This is a genomic window from Sphingobacterium kyonggiense (assembly GCF_039536825.1).
Taxonomy (GTDB): domain Bacteria; phylum Bacteroidota; class Bacteroidia; order Sphingobacteriales; family Sphingobacteriaceae; genus Sphingobacterium; species Sphingobacterium kyonggiense.
On record NZ_BAAAZI010000011.1, the window covers coordinates 267,515 to 290,012 of the forward strand.

Consider the following 22,498-nt stretch of genomic DNA (forward strand, 5'->3'; position numbering starts at 1 on the left):
TATGAAAAGAAATAACACAACATTTAAGTTTACCCTTTTGCGCAGTGTCTTTTTATTGTCTCTGCTCATGTTTGCCTTTTCGTGTAATAAGGAATTGGAGAACAAAATTGATATTGGTAAACCAGGAGAGCCTGTTATCATTGATGGGAAATCCTATAAGGTAGCATATATCGTGGTTGATGGAGCTGTAGGTTCAGTAGTTGGTACTCAAGCTACGGATTTTAACAACATGCCATATCTTGGGAAACTTACAGAAAACGGTTTATTCAGCTGGAACTCCATTACCCAAGATAATGCACAGGATATTACTTTCTATGCGGATTTATTGACAGGTGTCAATGTGGCAAAACACAAAGTGAGTTCTAATGACCTTGCCTCAGCTAACCTAAGCCAGTACCCCTTGTTGTTTGATCGTTTGAAATCAAGCTTAGGTCTGCGTACTTCTGTCATTAGTAATAATGAAGATGTAGCAAGCCTAGCACAAAACTCGACTATCGATAATAAGAAAATTACAAGTTCAGATCAGGAAACACTTGAAGCCGCAAAAGCGGAACTAGCACTTGAAAACACTGGTTTCACCTTACTTACATTCAATGAAACAGATGTAGTTGGTAAAGCTGAAGGTTATGGGCCTAATTCTGCACCTTATGTCGCTTCTTTGAAAAATATTGATAATAAGATAAAGGATGTAATGGAAACCATTCAGAAGAGACCAAACTACAACACCGAAAAATGGTTATTAGTGGTGGCTTCTAATCGTGGCGGAGAATACGTAATTGATCCTAATCTCGACGATAACTCCTTGTACTCCGTTCCAAAAAGAAATAACTTTATCTTGTACTATAACAATCAGTTTCAATATAAAATTATTCAGAAAATGGACCTTTCAGATCCAACCTATGATGGATCTGCCATTCGCTATACAGGATCTGCTACAACAGCTACCCTTGCAGCAAACAAAGCTGACAAATTTAACTTAGGGTCAACAGCTACAGATGGTGAGTACACCATTCAACTTCGTATTAAAGTCCATGCTTTGGGAGTAAACAACCCAGCTATAATTTCTAAAATGAGTCATACGGGTAACTCCGTGAACGGCTGGTCTTTTATCTATAATGGTGCGTTGGGTTGGCGATTTAAAATCTTTGGCACCCAAGCCATCGATCCGAATCCGTTTGTTTTAGAACAATGGTATACTTTGACCGCCAAAGTCTACAACGACAAAGGAGTTCGTAAAGCAAGAGTGTACACCAATGGTGTGTTTGTTGCCGAAAGTACCATCACGAACGCACAAGGAACTTCTACTGAGCCATTGAAACTAGGCTATAGTACAGCCTTTGGTACCAATGGTTCCCATTCCATCACGGACGTACGAATTTTTAATACGGCTTTACCGGATGACTATATCGCAACAAACTATTGCTCAACAGCAATATACAATGATTCTCCATATTGGAAAAATTTGTTGGGCTATTGGCCAGCAATTGATGGATCTGGTGAGGTTATTAAGGATGCATCTCCAAATAAAAACGACTTTGAATTGACAGGTACGGTAGCGTGGAATAGTTTCTCTGAACGATCAGGGTCACTTTGTCCTACAACTCCTCAAAACTTAGAAATATTAACCATCCGTAGTGTGGATGTTCCTTTGATGGTTTATAACTGGTTCGGGGTAAAAGGTATTGAGAAATTTAACTTGGACTCCAAGTTTTGGTCACCTAGTTTTTCTGAAAATTAAGCATGATTATGAAAAGGATATATCAATTAATATGCCTTAGCGCACTTACTATCTCCGTTGTAGGGTGTAGTAAGGACAATAATGTAAGTTTTGTTGACGGTTATGATTTGGAAAGTAAAGAGGATACCTTAAATATTCAGCTTGATACCAACAGAAACTTTATCAATAAAAGTAAATATACCCAAGCACGTGTATTCCCCGGCTTAGTTGGAGATGCAGAAGTACGTGTAAAAGATTTTCCTGTGACTGTTGACTTAAACTATGTTGCAGTTCCCTCTTCTGACTTACGAATTAACGTTACTCCGGGTGCTTGGCAGAGTACTGCCATGTATGCCCCTGCGGGTGAATTGGTAGAAATCATGGTACCAGAAGGTGTATATGGTTTGACTGCTTTGGTCGGTGCACATGTGAATAAAAGTGAGGACGGTATTCCTGTCCCGCAGCGTGACTTGGATATTACCATTCAAAAGGTGCTCTTCCCTGGAAAAAACTATCTTAGAAACCTATATGGTGGCCTAATCTATATTTTACCTTCTGCACCTTTGGGAAGGACTGTTGAGCTTAAATTTACGGGTACTGTGAAAGCGCCAAGCTTTAAATTGGGAGTAACTGACCCAGCTCAATGGAAAGAGGAGATTAAGAAATCCACGGTGCCTTGGTTCGAATTAGAGGGTAATCGTATCGTCTTTACCTTACAAACCCAAAAAGCAAAAACCATTGGTGTAGATGACCCTAAAGAATTGATGGAAACTTGGGATAAAGCCATTAAAGTCGGGTATTGGGATTGGACAGGTTTAACTGAAGGTAACCCGAATCCAAAACACCGTGCCCCATTCAATAAATGGCGTATTGTACACGACGTATTGTTCAAATCGGGTGTAGCACAGGTATCAGGTTATCCAGTTCGCGCTAGAGCGAACGACTCTTACTTTAAACAAGCTACAACCATTGAAGAAGTAAAATACCTGAACTGGGGAACTTACCACGAGTTAGGGCACAATATGCAGCAAAACTCCATTTGGAATATTTCCACTTATACTGGAGAGGTAAGTAATAACCTTTTTCACTTCCGTGTTTCCAAAGTGTTTGGTAAACAATCCTATAAAATAGCTGAAATATGGAATAAAGGCATTGCCCAGAAGTTTATCGGTTCAGGCGTAAAGTGGAATACAACTTTCGAAAATCATTTGGATATTCGTTTGATTTTCTACGCGCAAATATTCGAGCGTTATGGTTATGAATTTATGACCTACCTCTATACCAGAGCGAGAAATGCACGCTTCTTATCAGCCAACGATCAGTCAAAGAATGACTTCTTCTATGAGGCGGTATGTGAATACACAAAAATCGATATGTTGCCTTTCTTTGATAAATGGGGCTGGACGATTTCAGATGTTTCCCGTAAGTATGTAGAGGAACAATTAGGATACCCTAAGTTAACGGAAGAACTGTGGTTAGCAAGTCCAGTAAGGGTATATTAATGGTGGTTTAAACCTAATAAATTATGAAAACGATGAATTTTAATAAGATATTTTTAGCTTGCAGCCTTTGCCTTTTGGTTATGGCTTCTTCTTGCCGTAAATTCCCTGATCCTCCTTTGGTATTCGAAGAAGAGCCTGAATTGGCTTTCCAAAAAGATCGCAAAGTACTATTGGTGGTTGTGGAAGGATTAAATGGAATTGAATTAGAGAAGGATACGCCTCCAACAATCAAATCCATGTTGGCAAACAGTAAATATACGTTTAATGGATTGAGCGATGGTTCTAAAGATGCCTTGACCTGGTCAAATATCTTGAGTGGACAATGGTCTGATGTACATAATGTACATGGCAATTCATTTGATCCTGAGGATATAGATGACGACGATATTCATGACCACGAAGGGACTGGTGGTGCGGAAGGCTTTGTCTCTATATTCCAACGTGTAAACGAAGTAGGTCGTAAAATGACCTCCGCAGCTATTGGTAATAAAGGAGATTTGACAGATTACGCCTTCAAGTATGCTGATAAATTAGTAGAGGTTGACTCGGATCAAAAAGTAAAAGATAGTACGGTAAATGTGATTAAGTCCATGGATGCTCATGCTTCCCTAGCCGTGGTACAATTTAGTGATGTTCGCAAAGCTGGACTGGCCAATGCCTTTAATATGAGCAATGCGAGCTATAAGGCTGCGGTTGATAAAACAGATGGCTATGTAAAAGAACTTTTAGACGCTGTCAAAGGCCGTTCAACTTATGATAAAGAAGATTGGTTAGTGATAATAACATCCAACCATGGTGGTATTGAAAACAAATATGGGAGCGATAGCTTCGAGGAGTTAAATACCTTTACTTTATATTATCACCCCTTATTTAAAACGCAGAAAACTTCTGCGGATTTAATGAATTATCTGCGTTTTCATGGATGGTATGCTAATGAAACCATTACAACAAATAGCAAAAGCATTTCTTACCCAGAAACTGGCGTTCATGCCGTTAGTACGGGTGGTGCAGAAGATGATATTTATAACCTCGCGAAAACTGGTGAACTGACTATTGAATTTAAAATCAATTTTTATAAACCATTGGAATTGCCAAATTTTTCAGCTTATGTGAATACCTATTCTTTTTGGTATCAAAACATCTTGAGTAAAGATAAAGAAGGCGGATGGGTTGGTGCAACAGTAGCTTCAGCTGTCCAAACTCCAGGGTGGTCAGTGAATGCTTATAGTTCAGATTCATACGGTATAACCCTTCAAGATGGGAAAACAACTAAAAGCGTTCGTATCCCGGGGAGAAAGAATCAAACTTGGCAGCATGTAGCCATCACTTTGAAGAAGTCAGGTGAAAAAACCATGATGATGGCATTTGTAGATGGAATAAAACAAGCCCAAGAAGAAATGGAGGTGAATGTAGCAGATTTGGACAATATTGAACCTATTATCCTAGGTTTCAGTAGAAGATTCCAATATGGTCTATTAGATTTCTATATGACCGATGTACGCTTTTGGAATAAGGCTTTGGCCGATTCTGAAGTGAGTCAAGTGGCCTGTCTTGCTGATCTACCAAATAATCATGCCTTGAACGGAAACCTGATTAGTGCTTTCCGGAAAAGTGATGGAAATAAACTTAAAGATGCTAAAGGAAATGCCGCTCGCGACCTATCTTTAACAGGTACACCAGTTCAAAAAACAGCATTCAATTATACACTTTGTTCATCAGGAAATGCCTTGCCATACTCATTGGTTGATATCGCACCCCAGATTTATTATTGGTTGGATATGCCGATCGCGGATTCTTGGCTGTTAAGCAGTAAGCCATTCCTGAACAATTACGAAGTAGAATTTATGCAAGAACAGACCAAATAATACCAAGATTATGAAATTATATAATTCGATTATTGGCCTAATAACTATTCTTTTCCTTTTTGGATGTGCAAAGGATGGTCTTTGGAATCAGGATACTGAGGTCCAACGTGGCCGTGTGGTTGGAACCCTTACCTCCTCGGAGGATGGTTCTCCATTGTCAGGAGTAAAAATATTATTCGAACGTCAGACGAAAGCCTCCGGTGCAAACAGCTTTGTGGATACCGTGGGCACAAATGCAGAAGGGAAATTCTCCTACGAGATCCCTTTCCCAAATAAGGTGCGCGTGGTACTTCGTGATACAGGACGCTACGAAGCAGATACAGCTTTTGTCGATGTAGCAGAAGGAACTGAATATACCATTGCATTACAGACTGCTCCTCGATTTGGAGTAGCGAAAGTAATCTCCACTGTGGTTGATCAAGATGGAAAACCATTGGCTGAAATCAAAGTAGGACTTTTCCTACGTGAATCAAACAATGAGTCTTATGTTGCAGCGGATACTATACTGACCAATGCACAAGGACAAGCAACTTTTGAAAATATTGCTTTCCCTGTAAACTATATGCTGAAGATTGTTGAAAATCCAAAAGCTTATGAGATTGATTCCGTTCAGAATAAATTAACAAGTAAACAAGATGTTCAAGTAGAACTGAAAACCAGAACCAAGTTTGGAAAAGGAACCATTGATTTAATTGCTAAAAACTACCACTCCTTAAAGGTCTTAAAAGGTGAAACTGTGAATATTCAAGTGAAGTCGGTTTTTGATGAGGACTTTTCAGCAGTAAAACAATATCAATTGGACGCCAATGGTAAAGTGTCAATCCCTAATTTCATCTATCCTGCTGAAATCAAGATTACACCAACTAGTACTGGACATCCATTCGCTGCTGCTACTTTCAGCTTGGAAGAAAGCAATGTTATCAATGGATTTACATTTGAACTACGTGACTTGAAACCACGCTATGAAATACCAGTTTATACCAATCTTAAAGTGAGTACACTGGATGTGGGTATGACCTTAGCTAACCCAACAGGAATAGCAAGCGATAGTAAGGGTAATATCTATTTTGCAGATGGTTCAGGACATAAAATAATCCGTGTTGATCGCAAAGGTGCAGCTAAGGTATTGATTTCAGGTTCAGCAGGTACTGTAGATGGTCCATTGGAGACCGCCACATTGAACCAGGTATGGGGATTGATCGTAGACCGTGAAGACAATATTTACTTTGTTGATAACGCTTCGTCAGGTTCTAGCCATAAAGTCCGTAAGATCACTTTTGATGCACAAGGTGGCGGAGTAGTTTCAACCATTGCTGGTTCGGGATCTAGTGGTGGTGCAAATGGTGTTGGAACCGCTGCGACGTTCAACCGTCCAGCAGGCCTAGCGATAGATAATGATGCACAAATTTTATATGTTGGTGAATGGGGTGGACACCGTGTTCGGAAAATCGATCTTGCAACGAAAACAGTAACTACATTAATGGGTACTGGTTCTGCTGCGAATACCGAAGGTTTTGGTGTCAATGCTGCCATTAATCAACCAGCAATAGGTTTAGCTTTAAGCCCAGATAACAAGAAATTATATGTCGGTGGTAATGCCTCCAACTCTGATCCTAACTCTAGAATTGGGGTAATAGATGTCAGCACAGGCGCCTTTAAATTCTTCGTTGGGAATAATGGGGACTACCGCGCCGGAGCTCCACGTGGAATGTTCATCACCTCGAATGGCGATATGATCTACTCGGCAAACGCTGCTGCTTTACGTGAAATCCGTATCGTCAATCTTAATCAAACGGTTGGTGATGCTCGATACACTAAATTAGCCGGATCAGGTGCAGGGTATGCGGATGGAAATGCACTGACAGCTAAATTCGCCGGACCTTTAGGAATAACGTATAACCCATGGACTGGAAATTGGTATATCGCCGATGGTGATGGTTCTACCAAAAACGTCCGTATCATGCGTTCCGCAGATATTGACTAAATACTACACGATGCTCAACCCTATTGAATAGCATAAAATGGGGCTTATCAGAGAAAGCGATCCTTCGGGGTCGCTTTTCTTTTTTCCATTCTGCTATAGAAAAATGATGGATTAGTAAACTTTTACATTCCCATGAGTTTAACAGTTATTATGCTGGTGTTTGCTTCGAGACTCTCCAGGAATTTCTAGGGATCTGAGATGGATCTCCTTCGGATCTCGTTCGGTCGGAACCGAACGAGATCCGAAGGAGATCCGAACAAGTTCCGAAGGAGATCCGTAAGTGTGGCGAATAAAACCCAAGAAAATAGATGTGAGATAGGAGACCGATACGGTATTAGACGTGAGAAATAATGGGAGGTATATCACTTACAACTCAGAGCGAAGCGAAGAGTATGAGCCCTACGGGCAGTAGTTAGTATATAGTACGGAGTATTTAGATCTATTGGCGGATAATAATTTCGTTACTTACAACTCAGAGCGAAGCGAAGAGGCGCAATTGCCCTCTCTTCGCCCGTCATCTTCCATCGAAGGTGGAAGATCTTTAAACGATGAAGATTTTTAAATTGTTAATAGTCGGTCAAAGCATGCTTCGACCGTTTAAATAAAAAGTGTAGACCATTATGCATTGTAAGTTTTCCCAGAAAAAAAATGAGAAGAGTATTGAATAATGAATAAAAAATGGTCAATTTAGGCCTGTTACAAATTACAATAGAACCAATTAAAACTGTTCATGGAACAAAGTAGGGATAAACTGCAACTAAGATTGATGTGGGAAAGGATTCGCAATGGCGATGAGGCTGCCTATTTTGATCTATATGCCCAGTTATATCCTGAATTGGTTCGATTTGGAATTCGAAGTTTTGGAGATGCTGACTTGGCTAGTGAAGCTACGGACAATGTCTTCCTTAGTATCTGGGAGAAGCGAGCTAATCTGGAACGTGTAGAGCAGGTTCAGAGCTACTTGATCAGCATATTGAAACGAAAGCTCATACGACTTACAGAACGTCGTCAGAAGCTCTCTAAAGCCTTACAGGCAGCAATAGATCAAGATGAGTGGACGGAGATGTCCTATGAGGAGTTTATTATTCGGGTTCAGTCTGATGAAATAGTGCAATTTAAACTCAAACAGGCACTAAATAAATTAACTTTTCGACAGAAACAAATTGTTCAATTGAAGTTTTTTGAAGGATTAACTTATGAACAGATTGCCGAGAAGACCGACATGACTGTTAAGACCTGCTATAATACTTTATATGATGCTTTGAAGATCATGCGTAAAGAATTTTATGATTTTTAACCCCTTGTAATCAGTCAATTATATATTATTTTCATTTTTTCTTAGGCAATTTTGCTGTTTTCAGGCACTATTAAGTAAATACCTAAGTAATGAAAGAGACCAGCTTTGTGGAGATTGAAGATTTCTTAATTGATTCGACTTTTCAACAATATTGTGCTGAGGAGAACTCCTTGAGTACAGCATATTGGGAGCGGTATATCGAAGATCATCCCCATCAGTTGGAAACCATCCTACAGGCCAAGCAGCTTTATCACATATTAAGTGCACATGCCAGGCCAATTCCAAAACAACTTGCTACGTTAAAAGAAAAAATCCATGCCGTTGAGGAACGAGTTAGTTTACCAACTAAGACTTCCTGGCGTAAATGGTTTGCTGCAGCGGCAATCCTTCTTGCTGTAGCTACTTTTTCCTATTGGTGGATCACTGGACCAGAACGCACCTATAATCAAACACTGGCAAAAATCAAACAAGAAGTTATTAAAACCAAGAAAGGTGAAAAGAAGCAATTTACCTTAATGGATGGTACAATAGTGACGTTAAATTCTGCATCGGAGCTACGCATCAGCAAAACGTTTAACCAAGAAGACCGACGGGTAACTTTAAAGGGTGAAGGGTATTTTGAAGTGGCTAAGAATGCCGAAAAGCCATTTTATGTAGAGACACAAGATTTTGATATCCGTGTCCTAGGAACGGTATTCAATGTTAAATCTTACCCTGAGGATAAAGAATCTGAAGCCTTTTTATTGGAAGGACTCATTGAGATGCAAAGCAAAGACAAAAACAGCAATGCCATTCTTATTAAGCCGAACCAAAGGGTATCGATTGGCCGGGGCAATAAACAACAGCAATCCACAAAACAACAGCAGCAGCATAATCGACTTAAAGGTATTCCTGCAAAGGAAATCTTGATTCATGAACTACAAGATGATTTGCCGGCAGATGAAATCGCTGATATCGCCTGGAAAAATGGTCGACTAGTAATGACTGACCAGGATTTTTTGGAGGTGAAACAATTATTGGAGCGTTGGTATAATGTAGAAATAGAATTGAACGATGCTGATTTAGATGCTTATCGATTTACAGCTACCTTTTCTAAAGAGAATATTCAACAAGCTTTAGAGGCTTTACAAAAAGTGCAACCTTTTAAATTTAAAATATATGGGGAAAAAATAACTATCACTAAAAACTGAAAAAGGACAGTGCGCTAACACTATCCTTTATACGATTAAATCAGTCGGCAGCTACATCTGAACACGTCTCTGCCAATTATAAACTTTAACCAAGTACTAAAATATGATTAAAAATGACTTGTTGCAAACGCAATATAACCGGCGATTGTACTTTAGATTCATTATTCGAATGAAACTAACCTTAATTATGATTCTATTCTTTCTGTTAAATGTCAATGCGAATGTGTATTCGCAGCAGAAAGTAACACTTGATTTAAAACACACGAAGCTTAGTAAAATCCTCAAAATCATTGAAGATCAGAGTGACTTTTACTTTGTTTTTAATCCGGGTATTAAACATTTTTCCAAGGAACTCAACTTGTCGGCAAAAGATGAGTTGGTACTGGATTTACTGCCTAAATTATTTAAAAAGAATAATTTGAGCTACACGGTTTCGGAAAATGGTTTAGTGGTGGTGAATGAGGTGAAGCAAAATAAAATTCGCGGTATTGTCACTGATATGGAAGGTCATCCTTTGGTGGGTGCTACCATTCGCATTAAAGGCTCTTCAGTAGGAAAAGCCACCGATCTAAACGGACAATTTGAGATGGATTTACCAAACGGTACTTTCCTCGTGATATCCTATACCGGTTTTTTAACGAAAGAGGTTCAAGTAACAGGTAATGGTGAATTAAAGGTAGAATTGGTTCCTGACCAAATGATGCTGAATGAAGTGGTAGTTACCGCACTTGGTATTACCCGTGAGAAAAGAACATTGGGATATTCGGTGACCCAGGTAAATGGAGAAAGTTTAACCCAAGCTCGTGAAAACAATGTGGCTAATGCCTTGGTAGGTAAAGTTGCAGGTTTAGATATTACATCGACATCCGGTGGTGTCGGTTCGGCCACTTCCGTTATTATTCGCGGTGCTTCCAGCTTAAGCCAAACCAATCAACCTTTATACGTCATTAATGGTGTTCCCATGGAAAATGCACCGCAAGGGATTACCAATACCAATCCGAATGGTAACCGAGGTAGTCAATGGGACAATGCTCCTGATATGGGAGATGCGATAGGGAATTTAAATCCTGATGATATTGAGAGTATTTCGGTACTGAAAGGAGCTGCTGCTTCAGCATTATACGGTTCTCGTGCGAAAGCTGGGGTAATCTTGATTACGACAAAATCTGGTAAAGGCTCAGGTATAGAGTTTAGCAGTAATTTTGTAACAGAACAGGTAATGGATCGTACAGATTGGCAATATGTTTACGGGCAAGGAACAAATGGAGAAAAACCTGCGGACGGTGCTGCAGCAGCACAAGTAGGAGGCTCCAGTTGGGGAGCTAAATTAGATGGTAGCTCTGTTCCTCAATTTGATAATGTTTCCAGACCTTATGTTGCCCAAAAAGACAACATCGAGAATTTTTACAAAAATGGCTATACATGGACCAATTCAGTAGCATTAAATAAATCCTTTGATTCGGGTTCATTACGCTTGTCGATTAGTGACTTGAGAAATGAATCGATTATGCCAAACTCTGGATTGAACCGTCAATCCTTTGGCTTAGCGGGTACTTTTGAGCCTATTAAACGCCTCAAAATAGATGCAAGATCAACCTATATTCTGGAAGATGCCAAGAATAGACCAATGCTGTCTGACGGTGCTGGTAGTGCCAACTACAATGCTGTATTCCTGCCTACGAGTGTGGATATTCGAGATCTACAACCGTGGAAAACAGAAACAGGAAATGAAATCGCCTATAATCGAGGCAACCCTTGGGATACTAACCCCTATTTTGCGGCTTATGAAATCGTAAATAATACCGATAGAAACCGATTAATGAGTTCATTATCGGCTCGATATACATTGGATAATGGTTTGTTTGTGCAAGGACGTGCCGGACAGGACTTTTATACCAATGCTTATTTTTCGGTATTTCCAGAGGGATTAGCTTATACTCCACCAAATAATTTAGTATCCCAAAAGATGCGTTTCTCCGATATCAATGCCGATGTATTGGTTGGGAAATCCTTTTCGGTAAATGAAGATTTTGGTATCACACCAAATATCGGAGCAAGTTTTAGAAATACAAAAACCGATGTTACTACTAACCAAGGAACAAAATTCTTAGTTCCGGGGGTGCATACTATTGCTGGATTGAAAAATAAATCCTTGGCTTATGCCGAATCAGAACAAGAGACACAGTCTTTTTATGGAACATTGGAGTTGGCCTACAAAGATTACCTCTATTTAACAGGTACAGTACGTTCGGATTGGTTTTCTACCTTAGCGGCTCCTGGGCTGAACAATAAATTAAGTGTAGTTTATCCTTCCTTAAGTGGTTCATTTGTTTTCTCTGAGCTATTACAGTCGGATCTAATAAGTTTTGGTAAACTTCGGGCAGGTTATGCGGTTGTTGGTCAAGCAACAGATCCGTATCAAACAGCTTTGACCTACAACTTCATGAGCCAATCCTTAAATGGAGCTGCTCTAGGTCAAATATCCTATGATTATATTCCTAATTCTTCTTTAAAACCTTCTAAGGCTACAGAATTAGAGATCGGAACGGACATTCGGTTCTTCAACGACCGATTGAATTTAGATTTAACTTGGTATAAGAAGCGTTCAGAGGATGAGATTATCAGGGTGAGTATCCCAACAACAGTGGGCTACAGTCAATCGGTATTAAACTCTGGATCCATTGAGAATATGGGTATTGAGGCTTTGATTACTGGGGTGCCTGTTCGTAATGATGCTTTCTCTTGGACAAGCTCATTAAACATGACCTATAACGACAATAAGGTAATCTCCCTAGCTGAAGGACTAGATGAGCAATTGATAGCGACTTCGCGTTCTGGAGTAGGGTTTTTAAAGAACATTCCTGGAAAGGCCATGGGACAGATTGTAGCCTTTGACTACGCTTATGATGATCAAGGGGTGATCCAAAAGAATGCCGATGGCACTGCTAAACAAGGGGAGCTGAAAGCATTTGGTTCTGCTTATAATAAATGGTTCGCCGGTTGGAATAACGACTTTACCTATAAGAATTTCAGTCTGGGCTTCTTAATTGACGGGAAGTTTGGTGGGAAATTGTTCTCTGGAACAGATTACCTAGGCTATATCAAAGGCTTGCACCAAGGTACTTTAGAGAATCGTGAAGAGTTAGGTAATAAAGCACCTAAATTCTATGAAAATACAGCAAACAACATATCGCACATTTTTGTAAATGATGCTAGCTTTATCAAATTCAGACAGTTTACATTGGGTTATAATTTCCCAACAAGTTTATTTAATGATCGGGTGAAGAGCTTAGGCCTGAGTTTGGTTGCACGTAATCTTTTCATTTTAATGAAAAAGACGGATAACATCGATCCAGAATCAAGTTACAACGCTACTTTCCCTGGTTTGGAGCTTGGAGGAATGCCTCCTGCGAGAACCTTTGGTTTCAACTTAAATGTTAAATTTTAATCCTAGACTGTTATGAAAATAAAATCGATAAAAATAGCTGCACTGATCTTATTGGCAGGTACGAGTTTACTTCAAAGCTGTACGAAAGATTTTGAGAAAATTAATACCGACCCAGTGGCTTATGGACCAACTAATTTTGATCCAAACTTCACATTTACTACCTCACAATTGACCTATACTGGAAGTATAGACTTTGCCTATGAAACATGGCGTGCAAATTTGATCTATGCGGGCACTATGATGCAAGGCCTTTCTTCGGTGGTTTCTTATTGGGCTGGTGATAAATATTTATTGACTCCTTGGTACACTTCAGCATATTGGGAGCGGGCTTATGCAGAGCAAGTAAAGCCGATCGTTGATGTGGTTGAAGTAACTCGTAATAACCCAAAATATAAAAACTTACATCAAGCAGCAAGAATTTGGAAAGCCTTAGTCTTTGCTCGTATTACGGACCTTTATGGTGATGTTCCTTATTCGGAAGCTGGTATGGGTTACTATCTGAAAAACCTATCGACCAAATACGATAAGCAACAGGATATCTACATAAACATGTTGAAGGAGTTGGAAGAAGCTGTGGCAGCTTTAGGTACAGGTACGGATGCAATCAGTGGCGATGTTATCTATGGAGGTGATGTAGAGAAATGGAAGCGTTTCGGAAACTCATTAATTTTGCGTTTAGCGATGCGTTTGACTAAAGTAGATGAAGGGACTGCCAAAACCTATGTGGGTAAAGTAGTCGGTAAAACCCTCATGGCCAACGAGGATAACGCTTTCGTGAAGCATGATGAATCTGGAGCTCGTGTGACCCAGAATAGAAACAGTCAGGTTTTATTGGGAGATGGTGGACAGGAACATTATTATGTGAAATGGTCCAATACCTTTATTAATGAGTTAAAGAATACAGCAGACCCTCGTTTGAAAGTTGCGGTGGTGAACTTGTGGATGAAAGATGGAGAAAAGGTTCAGAATGCTGGTTATAGCAACGATCCTTTGAAGCAAAAAGGAATGCCAAACGGGAAAGACCTAGGCAATAATGCAAGTTATGCCATTAGTAAGGATCCATCATTCACGAGTATGCCCGAGTATTCTTCTCCACATCCAAAAATGTTAAAAAGAGATGGGGTAACCTTTATCTTGACCTATACGGAGTCGGAGTTATTGTGGGCAGAGGCTGCTCAGCGTTGGGGAATTGGTGGTTCAGCTGCTGATCATTATAAAAAAGCAGTCAAATCTGGCATTACCTTCCTCGGTCAATATGATGCTTCATTAGCCATAACAGATGCTGTAGCTGAAGATTATGCAAATACGCATCCTTTAACAGCTGGCTTGAAACAAATTGGGATACAATATTGGATTCACCAAAACACAGCGTTAAACTTTTATGAGTCTTGGTCTAATTGGCGTCGTACAGGATTCCCAGAATTGGTACCTGTAAGCTACTTAAATAGCGATACGCAAGGGCGTATACCTCGTCGTTTTCCATATCCAGTGGCAGAAGCTGCAAGTGCCAATGCCGAATATTATAAAGCTGCAGCTGCTGCAGTGCCAGATGGCGACAATTTAATGGGACGTGTTTGGTGGGATAAAAAATAATTTATAAGTATATAGTCTGTTTTTGAGTGCAGTCTCCTTAGGGAGACTGTGCTTTTTTTGGTTTTAATGGGTAGTGCCAAACAATAGCAATGCTCAAAACTCCCAATTTCCTACCTCAGTCGCTTGGCGTTGACTGAGGTGAGGATTGGGTTTTTGTTCAACTTATAATTTAACTAAAATGAAGTCTTTGAAGAGGGCATTTCCTTACAAGAGGATTTAGCTTGATTTGCTAGAATCAAGGAAATGCTGATAACCATGATTACTGCGGCGATTCCTAATGCCTCATGGGTACCGTAAATTGGGAATCGTAATAATCCAGCAACCCCTTGTATCATCAGCATAAATTCATTCATAAATATGCCGAATAATAAACCATAGATCCCGAACCTTATTCCCCTGTTAAGCTGCAAGCTTTGATTTTGGAAAGCATAGCCTAGGATGAATAGGGATATAATGACCAATAATACCAAATGCAGGTAGGCAATGACAATTGGCCTAAAGCCGTAAACCAATTGGCTTAAGCTCGGGATTATGGATATAGCTTGTAGAATCAATTTTACACTCACCGCCAAAACAACGCAAACCCAGATAACTGTTGTTTCTTTTGCTAAGAATAATTTAGAATCTTGTTTTTTGATTTTCAGAAAACGTAAAAGAAGTACGGTCCAAAGGATAACCTGTAATGTAACTGTTAGCAATAATAAGACATATAACCAACTGGGAAATCCTTTCCACCACAATACCGAAAGAAAGTATGCAGGAAGTACGGTAAAGGCATACACTTTGGCAAAGCCTGCAAACATTATTTCCTTTCCTGTCCTATCGTATATCCAATAGCTTGCTAAACTGAGACAGGCAAAAAAGAACCAACCATTGTATTGGAAGTGCAAAAAGAAATATACGGAGGCTAATTGTTTTAATGGATCCAGCTGATGAGTAATCTTCAGGAAAACCAAAGCATAGGTTCCCAAAGAACTTAAAGCCAAATAGATTAATGAGGCCTTTATCAATACGATAATCGACAATGGTAGTCTCGTTTTTTTCAGTTCTTTCCACAAGATGATAGCAAACCAATATGATGCTAGAACACTTAAAAATGAGAAGCTTATGGAGAAGAAGGCGTATCCTGTGATGCTAAAGCTAATTAACATACCGTAAGAGGATAAGAGGTTAAACCAGAGTATCGGTTGAAACTTCTTTGGGATTCCTTCTTCCGTCTTTAGACGGAGTACTGCAGCAATCAAGAATACCATTAATGCCTGAGAAACCCAGCCTGCAAAAGCAAAATGAGAATGTGCATGCATAATGTTTTTCTGATCGAGCCAAGGGATAGGAAACAGGAACTTAAGGCGCATTAGAAGCCCAAAAACAGCCACTAAAAGAAAATTTAAGACACTGAGACATATCCAGTGCTTACTATTCATTAATGACCTTTCTGCTTTCATATGGAGGATGTTGCTAAAAATTCTTCTTCTTATTCTATTCCATCTGATGGGACAAATACCTTCCCACGTATAATTTGCAATTTATCGGACTTTTCCATCATCTTCATGGTACGGATGACCGTCTCTACCCTTAAGCCAGTCATATTCGCTAATTGCTGACGAGTCAGCATCAGTCGATTACAATCGGTACATATTAATCTGCGCTCTTGATTTAGCCTGTGGAGTAATTGGGTAATAATTTCCTCAGGACAAGCATTGCAAATAAGCTTGGTCAAGAATATTTTAAACCTTAAATCATGTGCAATCTCTTGTGTAATAAGCATATGTATGCTCGGGTATTCCCGAAGGATTTCTAAAAAAGAACTGGAATTTATCTTATAAACGGTGCAAGGGCTATCCGCCACAGCGGTTGCGATGTGAACTCCGGCATCCAAAATGGCCAATTCTCCAAGGCCTTCATTTGCACAGACCATCTTATGAAGGACTTCTTTTCCATCATCCAAGAAGTTACTGATTCGGACTCGACCAGTTTCAATTTGAAAATAAAAATTGGAAGGACTATTCTCTTGAAAGAGGATTTCCCCCGCTTGCATCTTTTTACAGATGGCCCCTTTTTCTAAAAGTAGTTGGGTTGGTATCATAAGATGTAATAATTAATAGCCCTTTCTTTTCGGACAAATTTATCCACGATAAGGTTTGTATGTGCTGACTTCGGTCACCTCAAATAGTGATTAATATCAATTTAACAATTAGATGGTTGAATATCAATACGTTGACTTGTGGAATTCTGAATTTTGAAAGGCGGTGGACTGACAATATGATTTCCCTCATAAAATTCGGGTAATGCATGCGGGTAACTTTGTCATAAATAAAATACAAAGTAAATCATTTGAGAAAAAAAAACCGAGAAACTATGAAAAAGCTAATTGTATTCTGTTTGATGAGTTTGTTCATATATGCATGTTCATCAAATAACAGTGAGAAAAAAGCAGACCGCACCTACGCCGAGGAAAGTGCACCTGCAGCAAGCGATCCAAATGCATACGATCCGCACCGTGGGGAGGGAAAATTCGACAAGGTAGACTTGGGCGATAAATTAGATGTAGCGATGGCGGAAGCTGGTAAAACGATCGTTGATTTAAAATGTGCTTCCTGCCACAAGATGACTGATGAGAAATTAGTAGGACCAGGCTGGAAGGGTGTTTCAGAGCGCAGGAAACCGGAGTGGATTATGAACTTCATTACTAATCCTGATGCGATGTTAGATAAAGATCCGGAGTTACAGGCACAATTGGAACTGTGTTTAGTTCGTATGCCAAACCAAAACTTATCGGATGATGACGCTAGAAAAATCCTAGAATATATGCGTCAGAATGACGGAGTAAAATAATTTTTAAGAGCGTTTATTAACCTCAAAATTTATCATACCATGGAATTAAAAAAATATCTATTAACAGGTTTAGCAGCGGCGACGTTGTTTTCAACCTTTCAAGCCTGTAAACCGAAAGGTGCCGGTGAAGCTGTAAGCGGTAATGCTGCAGAGAAAACGTATGTTGCTCCAGGCAAATACGATGAGTTCTACAACTTCGTATCCGGTGGTTTTAGCGGACAATTGTCTGTTTATGGGCTTCCTTCAGGAAGATTACTTCGGGTAATTCCTGTCTTCTCTTTAGATCCAGAAAAGGGCTGGGGCTTTAGTGAAGAAACAAAACCGATGTTAGAAACTTCCCACGGAAATGTGCCTTGGGACGATTTGCACCACGTGCAATTATCGAAAACAGATGGTAATTATGATGGCCGTTGGGTTTTTGCCAATGCCAATAATACACCTCGTCTTGCACGTATTGACTTAACAACTTTCCGTACAGCGGAAATCTTAGAACTGCCAAACAGTGGTGGTAACCACTCCTCGCCATTTATTACTGAGAATACAGAGTATGTGGTAGCAGGAACTCGTTTCTCCGTACCATTGGATGGTGAAGGTGGTGATGTGCCAATCAATACCTTCAAGAAAAACTTCCGTGGAACTTTAAGCTTCGTGAGTGTGGATAAGAATGATGGTAATATGGAGCTTGCTTTCCAAATCGAAACTCCAGGTGTAAACTACGATTTAAGTCGCGCCGGTAAAGGAGTATCCCATGGATGGTTCTTCTTCTCTACCTACAACACTGAGCAAGCAAATACCTTATTGGAAGTGAATGCTTCGAAAAATGATAAGGACTTTGTTTTGGCAGTGAACTGGAAGAAAGCAGAAGAGTATATCAAAGCCGGGAAAGGTAAAAAAGTTAGTGGATTGAAATATGCACACAACAAATACGATGAGAAATCGCATACTTCAAAAACTGAATTTAAAACCGAAACGCTTGTTTTGAATGCTGAAGAATTAGAAGGATTATGTTATTACATTCCATGTCCTAAATCTCCACACGGAGTAGACGTAGACCCTTCAGGAGAATACATCGTAGGATCAGGAAAATTAGCTGCATTAATCCCTGTATTTTCATTCAGTAAGATCCAGAAAGCAATTGAAGGAAAACAATTCGAAGGTAAATTCGGTGGTATTCCAATCATTAAATACGAGGCTGCCTTGTATGGTGAGGTTGAAAAACCAGGATTAGGACCATTGCACACCGAATTTGATGGTAAAGGTAATGCGATTACTTCCTTCTTCGTATCCTCTGAGTTAGTAAAATGGAATATCAAAGACTTAAAAATCATCGACCGCGTTCCTACTTACTATTCTACAGGTCACTTAATGATTCCTGGTGGAGATACTAAAAACCCAGATGGAAAATATGTGATTGCCTATAACAAAATCACCAAAGACCGTTTCTTACCAACTGGACCTGAGTTGTCACAGAGTGCTCAAATCTTTGATATCTCTGGCGATAAGATGCAGTTGATATTAGACTTCCCAACGATTGGAGAGCCTCACTATGCACAAGCTATCCGCGCAGAGAAAGTGAAGGATAAGAGTGTGAAAATCTTCAAAATCGAGGAGAATACCAATCCATATGTCACCAAGGGTGAGAAGGATGCTCGTGTAGAGCGTAAGGGTAATCAAATCCATGTTTATATCACATCGGTAAGATCACACTTCTCTCCAGATAATATCGAGGGTGTTCAACTGGGTGATGAAGTATTCTTCCACGTAACGAATATCGAGCAGGATTGGGATATGCCACACGGATTCGCAGTAAAAGGAGCGAAAAACGGAGAGCTATTGGTTATGCCTGGAGAAACACAGACATTAAAATGGGTACCAGATCGTATAGGAGTATTCCCATTCTATTGTACTGACTTCTGTAGTGCATTACACCAAGAAATGCAGGGATATATTCGAATTTCGAAGAAAGGTAGTAATGTGCCATTGACTTACAGTTTGGGCACTAACTTACCAGCCGAAGGTGCTAACTAAAACTACACAAAGATGAAAACTACAAACAATATGTCGGGCTTACATCGCATTTTAATGGTGCTATGCAGCTTGGCGTTGGTAGCCGTCATCTTCCTTCCTATATGGCGTATTGAGCTGGACGCAGCTCAATACCCTGAAGGGTTGGAACTGCAGATTTATAGCTATAAGCTAGCCGGACAAGTGGAGATAATTAACGGGTTGAACCACTATATCGGCATGAAGACCTTACATGTGGAAGATTTTGTAGAATTTACTGTTCTTCCGTATATCATTGGGTTTTTTGCCTTGGCCTTTCTTGCAGTCGGCATTGCCAATAAACGTAAATGGGTGTATATCCTGTTTGTTGCCTTTTTAATCTTCGGTATTGTAGCTATGGTTGATTTCTACATTTGGGAATACAATTATGGTCACAACCTAAGTCCAGATGCACCAATCAAAGTGCCTGGAATGTCATATCAGCCACCACTGATAGGATATAAACAATTACTCAATTTTGGAGCCTATTCCATTCCGGATATCGGGGGCTGGATATTTATTGCCTGTGGGCTGATCCTAGCTTTCGCTGCCATACAGGAATGGCGTAAAACCAAAACAACTAAACTCGCGTAACATGAAAAACTTTAAACTATTCTGGATTTGTTTAAGCAGTTTATTGCTGCTTACACTCGGATTACAAGCATGTCAAAGTAATAATGGGCCTAAACCGATCAAATACGGGACTGATCAATGCGCCTATTGTAAAATGACAGTTAGTGATGCTCGGTTTGGCACACAGCTACAAACTAAAAAAGGTCGTGTGTACAATTTTGATGATGTACAATGCATGATTGCTTTCGTGAAAGAAAGCAAGGTGAAAAAAGACGAAGTATCGGCTTTCTATTTACCAGACTACTCAAGTCAAAAATTAATGCCCGCAGAGAAGATGTTCTACCTGAAAAGTGAGGAGCTAAAAAGCCCAATGCGTGGAAATATTGCTGCTTTTAGCAATGCAGCAGATCTTGAAAAAACCAAGGAAACAGTAGGTGGTACCACCTTGACTTGGGATGACCTGTGGAAATAAATGGAGGAGCATGAAACGTTCAGCCATAAAAATATGGAGTGCCTTATTTTGTTTACTAATGACTGGGGGCATACTACATGCCTCCAGCATTAAAGTAGGGAATAAGCAAACCATAAAATCCATCAAGAAAGGAATTGAACTGGCAAAACCAGGAGATACCGTATGGGTAGATGCTGGACTCTATAAAGAGGGCAATATCCAAATTGATAAATCCATCTCCCTAATCGGAATAGGTAAACCTACCTTAGATGGGGAGAAAAAATTTGAACCTTTATCAATCAAATCTTCCGGTGTAACTGTTCAGGGATTCACCATTAAAGGATCTGGACATTCTTCCATCAATGATATCGCAGGTATTAAAATTTACAATACCCATCAAATCAAAGTGCTGGATAATGTATTGGAAGATAACTTTTTTGGAATCTACTCACAGAATTGCAAACATCTAGAAATCCGTGGAAATAAAATCCAAGCCTATGGAACTGCTGAGCAGTTAATCGGAAATGGTATTCATGGATGGAAATCAGATAGTTTAGACATCAAAGACAATGAAATCATCGGTCACCGTGATGGAATTTACTTGGAGTTTGTTACCAATACACATGTGATTAACAACTTGTCTAAACAGAACCTGCGATATGGATTGCATTTCATGTTTTCCCATGACAACAGTTATGTAGGAAATACCTTTCGTGCAAATGGTGCTGGTGTAGCAGTCATGTACACCAAGCATGTGCACATGGAGAACAATAAATTTGAAGAAAATTGGGGTGATGCAGCCTATGGTCTGCTCCTAAAAGATATATCGGATAGCCAAATAATCAATAATCAATTCGACCGTAATACAACGGGGATTTTCATGGAAGGATCAAACAGGATTCATCTGGAAAACAATAATTTCAAAGGTAATGGATGGGCCATTAAAGTACAATCTAGTTGCATGGATAATGTGTTTAAGAACAATAATTTTCTACAAAACACCTTTGACGTAGCAACCAATGGTACCCTGGCACTGAACAACTTCGAAAATAACTATTGGGATAAATACGAAGGCTATGACCTGAACAAGGATGGTATTGGCGATATCGCATTCCGCCCGGTAAGTTTGTTTTCTATGATGGTTGAACGATATCCCTCTGTGATGTTATTGTTCCGGAGTTTTATGGTCACTTTATTTGACCGTACCGAGAAGCTATTACCCAGCTTAACCCCCGAAGGGTTAAAGGATGAAAAACCAAGAATGAAATCGATACAAGTATGATACAGATCCAACATATAACCAAGGACTTTGGCAAGTTTAAAGTATTGAAGGACATTAACCTCAATTTAGAAGGTGGTCAGTGTGTCGCATTGATAGGTCCTAATGGTAGTGGGAAGACAACGTTAATTAAATCTATCCTAGGAATGGTCGTTCCTACAACAGGAACAATCCATTTTAATGGACAGAATATTCAGCATAAATGGACTTATAGAAATGATATTGGTTACATGCCGCAGATTGGTCAATACCCAGAGAATATGACGATCGGGCAGGTGCTGGATATGATGAAGGATATTCGTAAAATCCCTGAACCAAAGTTGGATATGGATTTATACCGGGACTTTGATCTTCCAAGCTTACTGGGGAAAAGAATGGGCACCTTATCTGGCGGAACCCGCCAGAAAGTGAGTGCATGTTTAGCTTTTATGTTCAATCCCAAAGCATTGATATTGGATGAGCCAACCGCAGGTCTAGATCCCTTGTCCACAGAGATATTGAAAGAGAAAATCAAGAAAGAATTGGGACAAAATAAATTGATTATCATCAGCTCCCATGTACTTTCAGATTTGGATGATTTGGTATCTCAGATTATTTATTTGCAAGACGGTAATTTATTATTTCATAAGAGCTTGCAGCAATTGAAAACCGATACAGGCACAGACAAGCTGTCAAAAGCGATAGCACATGTCATGTCTGAATCGATTACCTTAAAATAAGC

At 39.7% G+C, this 22,498-nt stretch carries 16 protein-coding genes; 14 read left to right on the forward strand and 2 right to left on the reverse strand.

The window, feature by feature from the left end; all coding sequences use genetic code 11:
- The first annotated feature begins 1 nt into the window (after window position 1).
- The 8 genes from ABD676_RS14195 to ABD676_RS14230 all read left to right on the forward strand — a co-directional run bounded on the left by ABD676_RS14195 (window position 2) and on the right by ABD676_RS14230 (window position 14,596).
- The gene (locus tag ABD676_RS14195; RefSeq protein ID WP_344675381.1) at window positions 2-1,738 is read left to right on the forward strand and encodes a LamG-like jellyroll fold domain-containing protein; all 1,737 of its coding nucleotides are present in this window, start codon (window positions 2-4) and stop codon (window positions 1,736-1,738) included.
- An 8-nt stretch (window positions 1,739-1,746) separates the two neighbouring features.
- Complete coding sequence (locus tag ABD676_RS14200; protein ID WP_344675382.1) at window positions 1,747-3,219, forward strand: M60 family metallopeptidase; 1,473 nt, start codon at window positions 1,747-1,749, stop codon at window positions 3,217-3,219.
- A 23-nt stretch (window positions 3,220-3,242) separates the two neighbouring features.
- Window positions 3,243-5,084 carry a LamG-like jellyroll fold domain-containing protein gene (locus tag ABD676_RS14205; protein WP_344675383.1) on the forward strand — a complete coding sequence of 614 codons (1,842 nt, stop codon included), beginning with the start codon at window positions 3,243-3,245 and terminating at the stop codon, window positions 5,082-5,084.
- Window positions 5,085-5,094: 10 nt separating this feature from the next.
- On the forward strand, window positions 5,095-7,068 hold the full coding sequence (locus tag ABD676_RS14210; RefSeq protein WP_344675384.1) for a SpaA isopeptide-forming pilin-related protein: 1,974 nt from the start codon (window positions 5,095-5,097) through the stop codon (window positions 7,066-7,068).
- Window positions 7,069-7,798: 730 nt separating this feature from the next.
- Complete coding sequence (locus ABD676_RS14215) at window positions 7,799-8,365, forward strand: RNA polymerase sigma factor (protein ID WP_344675385.1); 567 nt, start codon at window positions 7,799-7,801, stop codon at window positions 8,363-8,365.
- 89 nt (window positions 8,366-8,454) lie between these two features.
- Entirely contained in the window at window positions 8,455-9,555 is a 1,101-nt protein-coding gene (locus ABD676_RS14220) for a FecR family protein (protein WP_344675386.1), read from the forward strand.
- Window positions 9,556-9,724: 169 nt separating this feature from the next.
- Entirely contained in the window at window positions 9,725-13,003 is a 3,279-nt protein-coding gene (locus ABD676_RS14225) for a SusC/RagA family TonB-linked outer membrane protein (RefSeq protein WP_344675387.1), read from the forward strand.
- 12 nt (window positions 13,004-13,015) lie between these two features.
- A complete protein-coding gene (locus tag ABD676_RS14230) occupies window positions 13,016-14,596 on the forward strand; it encodes a SusD/RagB family nutrient-binding outer membrane lipoprotein (protein WP_344675388.1) in 1,581 nt (526 codons plus the stop codon).
- 173 nt (window positions 14,597-14,769) lie between these two features.
- Here ABD676_RS14230 and ABD676_RS14235 read toward each other — a convergent pair whose 3' ends face one another.
- Window positions 14,770-15,900 (reverse strand): hypothetical protein, encoded by a 1,131-nt coding sequence (locus ABD676_RS14235; protein WP_344675389.1) that lies wholly within the window; start codon window positions 15,898-15,900, stop codon window positions 14,770-14,772.
- Window positions 15,901-16,070: 170 nt separating this feature from the next.
- Window positions 16,071-16,682: a Crp/Fnr family transcriptional regulator gene (locus tag ABD676_RS14240; RefSeq protein WP_344675390.1), complete on the reverse strand. Its 612-nt coding sequence runs from the start codon at window positions 16,680-16,682 to the stop codon at window positions 16,071-16,073.
- Between the two features lie 272 nt (window positions 16,683-16,954).
- Here ABD676_RS14240 and ABD676_RS14245 point away from each other — a divergent pair, with 272 nt between their 5' ends.
- Genes ABD676_RS14245 through ABD676_RS14270 form a run of 6 tightly spaced genes read left to right on the forward strand, consistent with a single transcriptional unit; the run spans window position 16,955 to window position 22,496 of the window.
- Window positions 16,955-17,431, forward strand: coding sequence for a c-type cytochrome (locus tag ABD676_RS14245; protein WP_344675391.1), 477 nt, complete (start codon window positions 16,955-16,957; stop codon window positions 17,429-17,431).
- 39 nt (window positions 17,432-17,470) lie between these two features.
- Window positions 17,471-19,459 (forward strand): Sec-dependent nitrous-oxide reductase, encoded by a 1,989-nt coding sequence (gene nosZ / locus ABD676_RS14250; RefSeq protein WP_344675392.1) that lies wholly within the window; start codon window positions 17,471-17,473, stop codon window positions 19,457-19,459.
- Window positions 19,460-19,471: 12 nt separating this feature from the next.
- Window positions 19,472-20,068: a hypothetical protein gene (locus ABD676_RS14255; protein ID WP_344675393.1), complete on the forward strand. Its 597-nt coding sequence runs from the start codon at window positions 19,472-19,474 to the stop codon at window positions 20,066-20,068.
- Window position 20,069: 1 nt separating this feature from the next.
- A complete protein-coding gene (locus ABD676_RS14260; protein ID WP_344675394.1) occupies window positions 20,070-20,519 on the forward strand; it encodes a nitrous oxide reductase accessory protein NosL in 450 nt (149 codons plus the stop codon).
- Between the two features lie 10 nt (window positions 20,520-20,529).
- On the forward strand, window positions 20,530-21,780 hold the full coding sequence (locus ABD676_RS14265) for a nitrous oxide reductase family maturation protein NosD (protein WP_344675395.1): 1,251 nt from the start codon (window positions 20,530-20,532) through the stop codon (window positions 21,778-21,780).
- The gene (locus tag ABD676_RS14270) at window positions 21,777-22,496 is read left to right on the forward strand and encodes an ABC transporter ATP-binding protein (protein ID WP_344675396.1); all 720 of its coding nucleotides are present in this window, start codon (window positions 21,777-21,779) and stop codon (window positions 22,494-22,496) included. The genes ABD676_RS14265 and ABD676_RS14270 overlap by 4 nt, the downstream gene beginning before the upstream one ends.
- Window positions 22,497-22,498 lie beyond the last annotated feature (2 nt).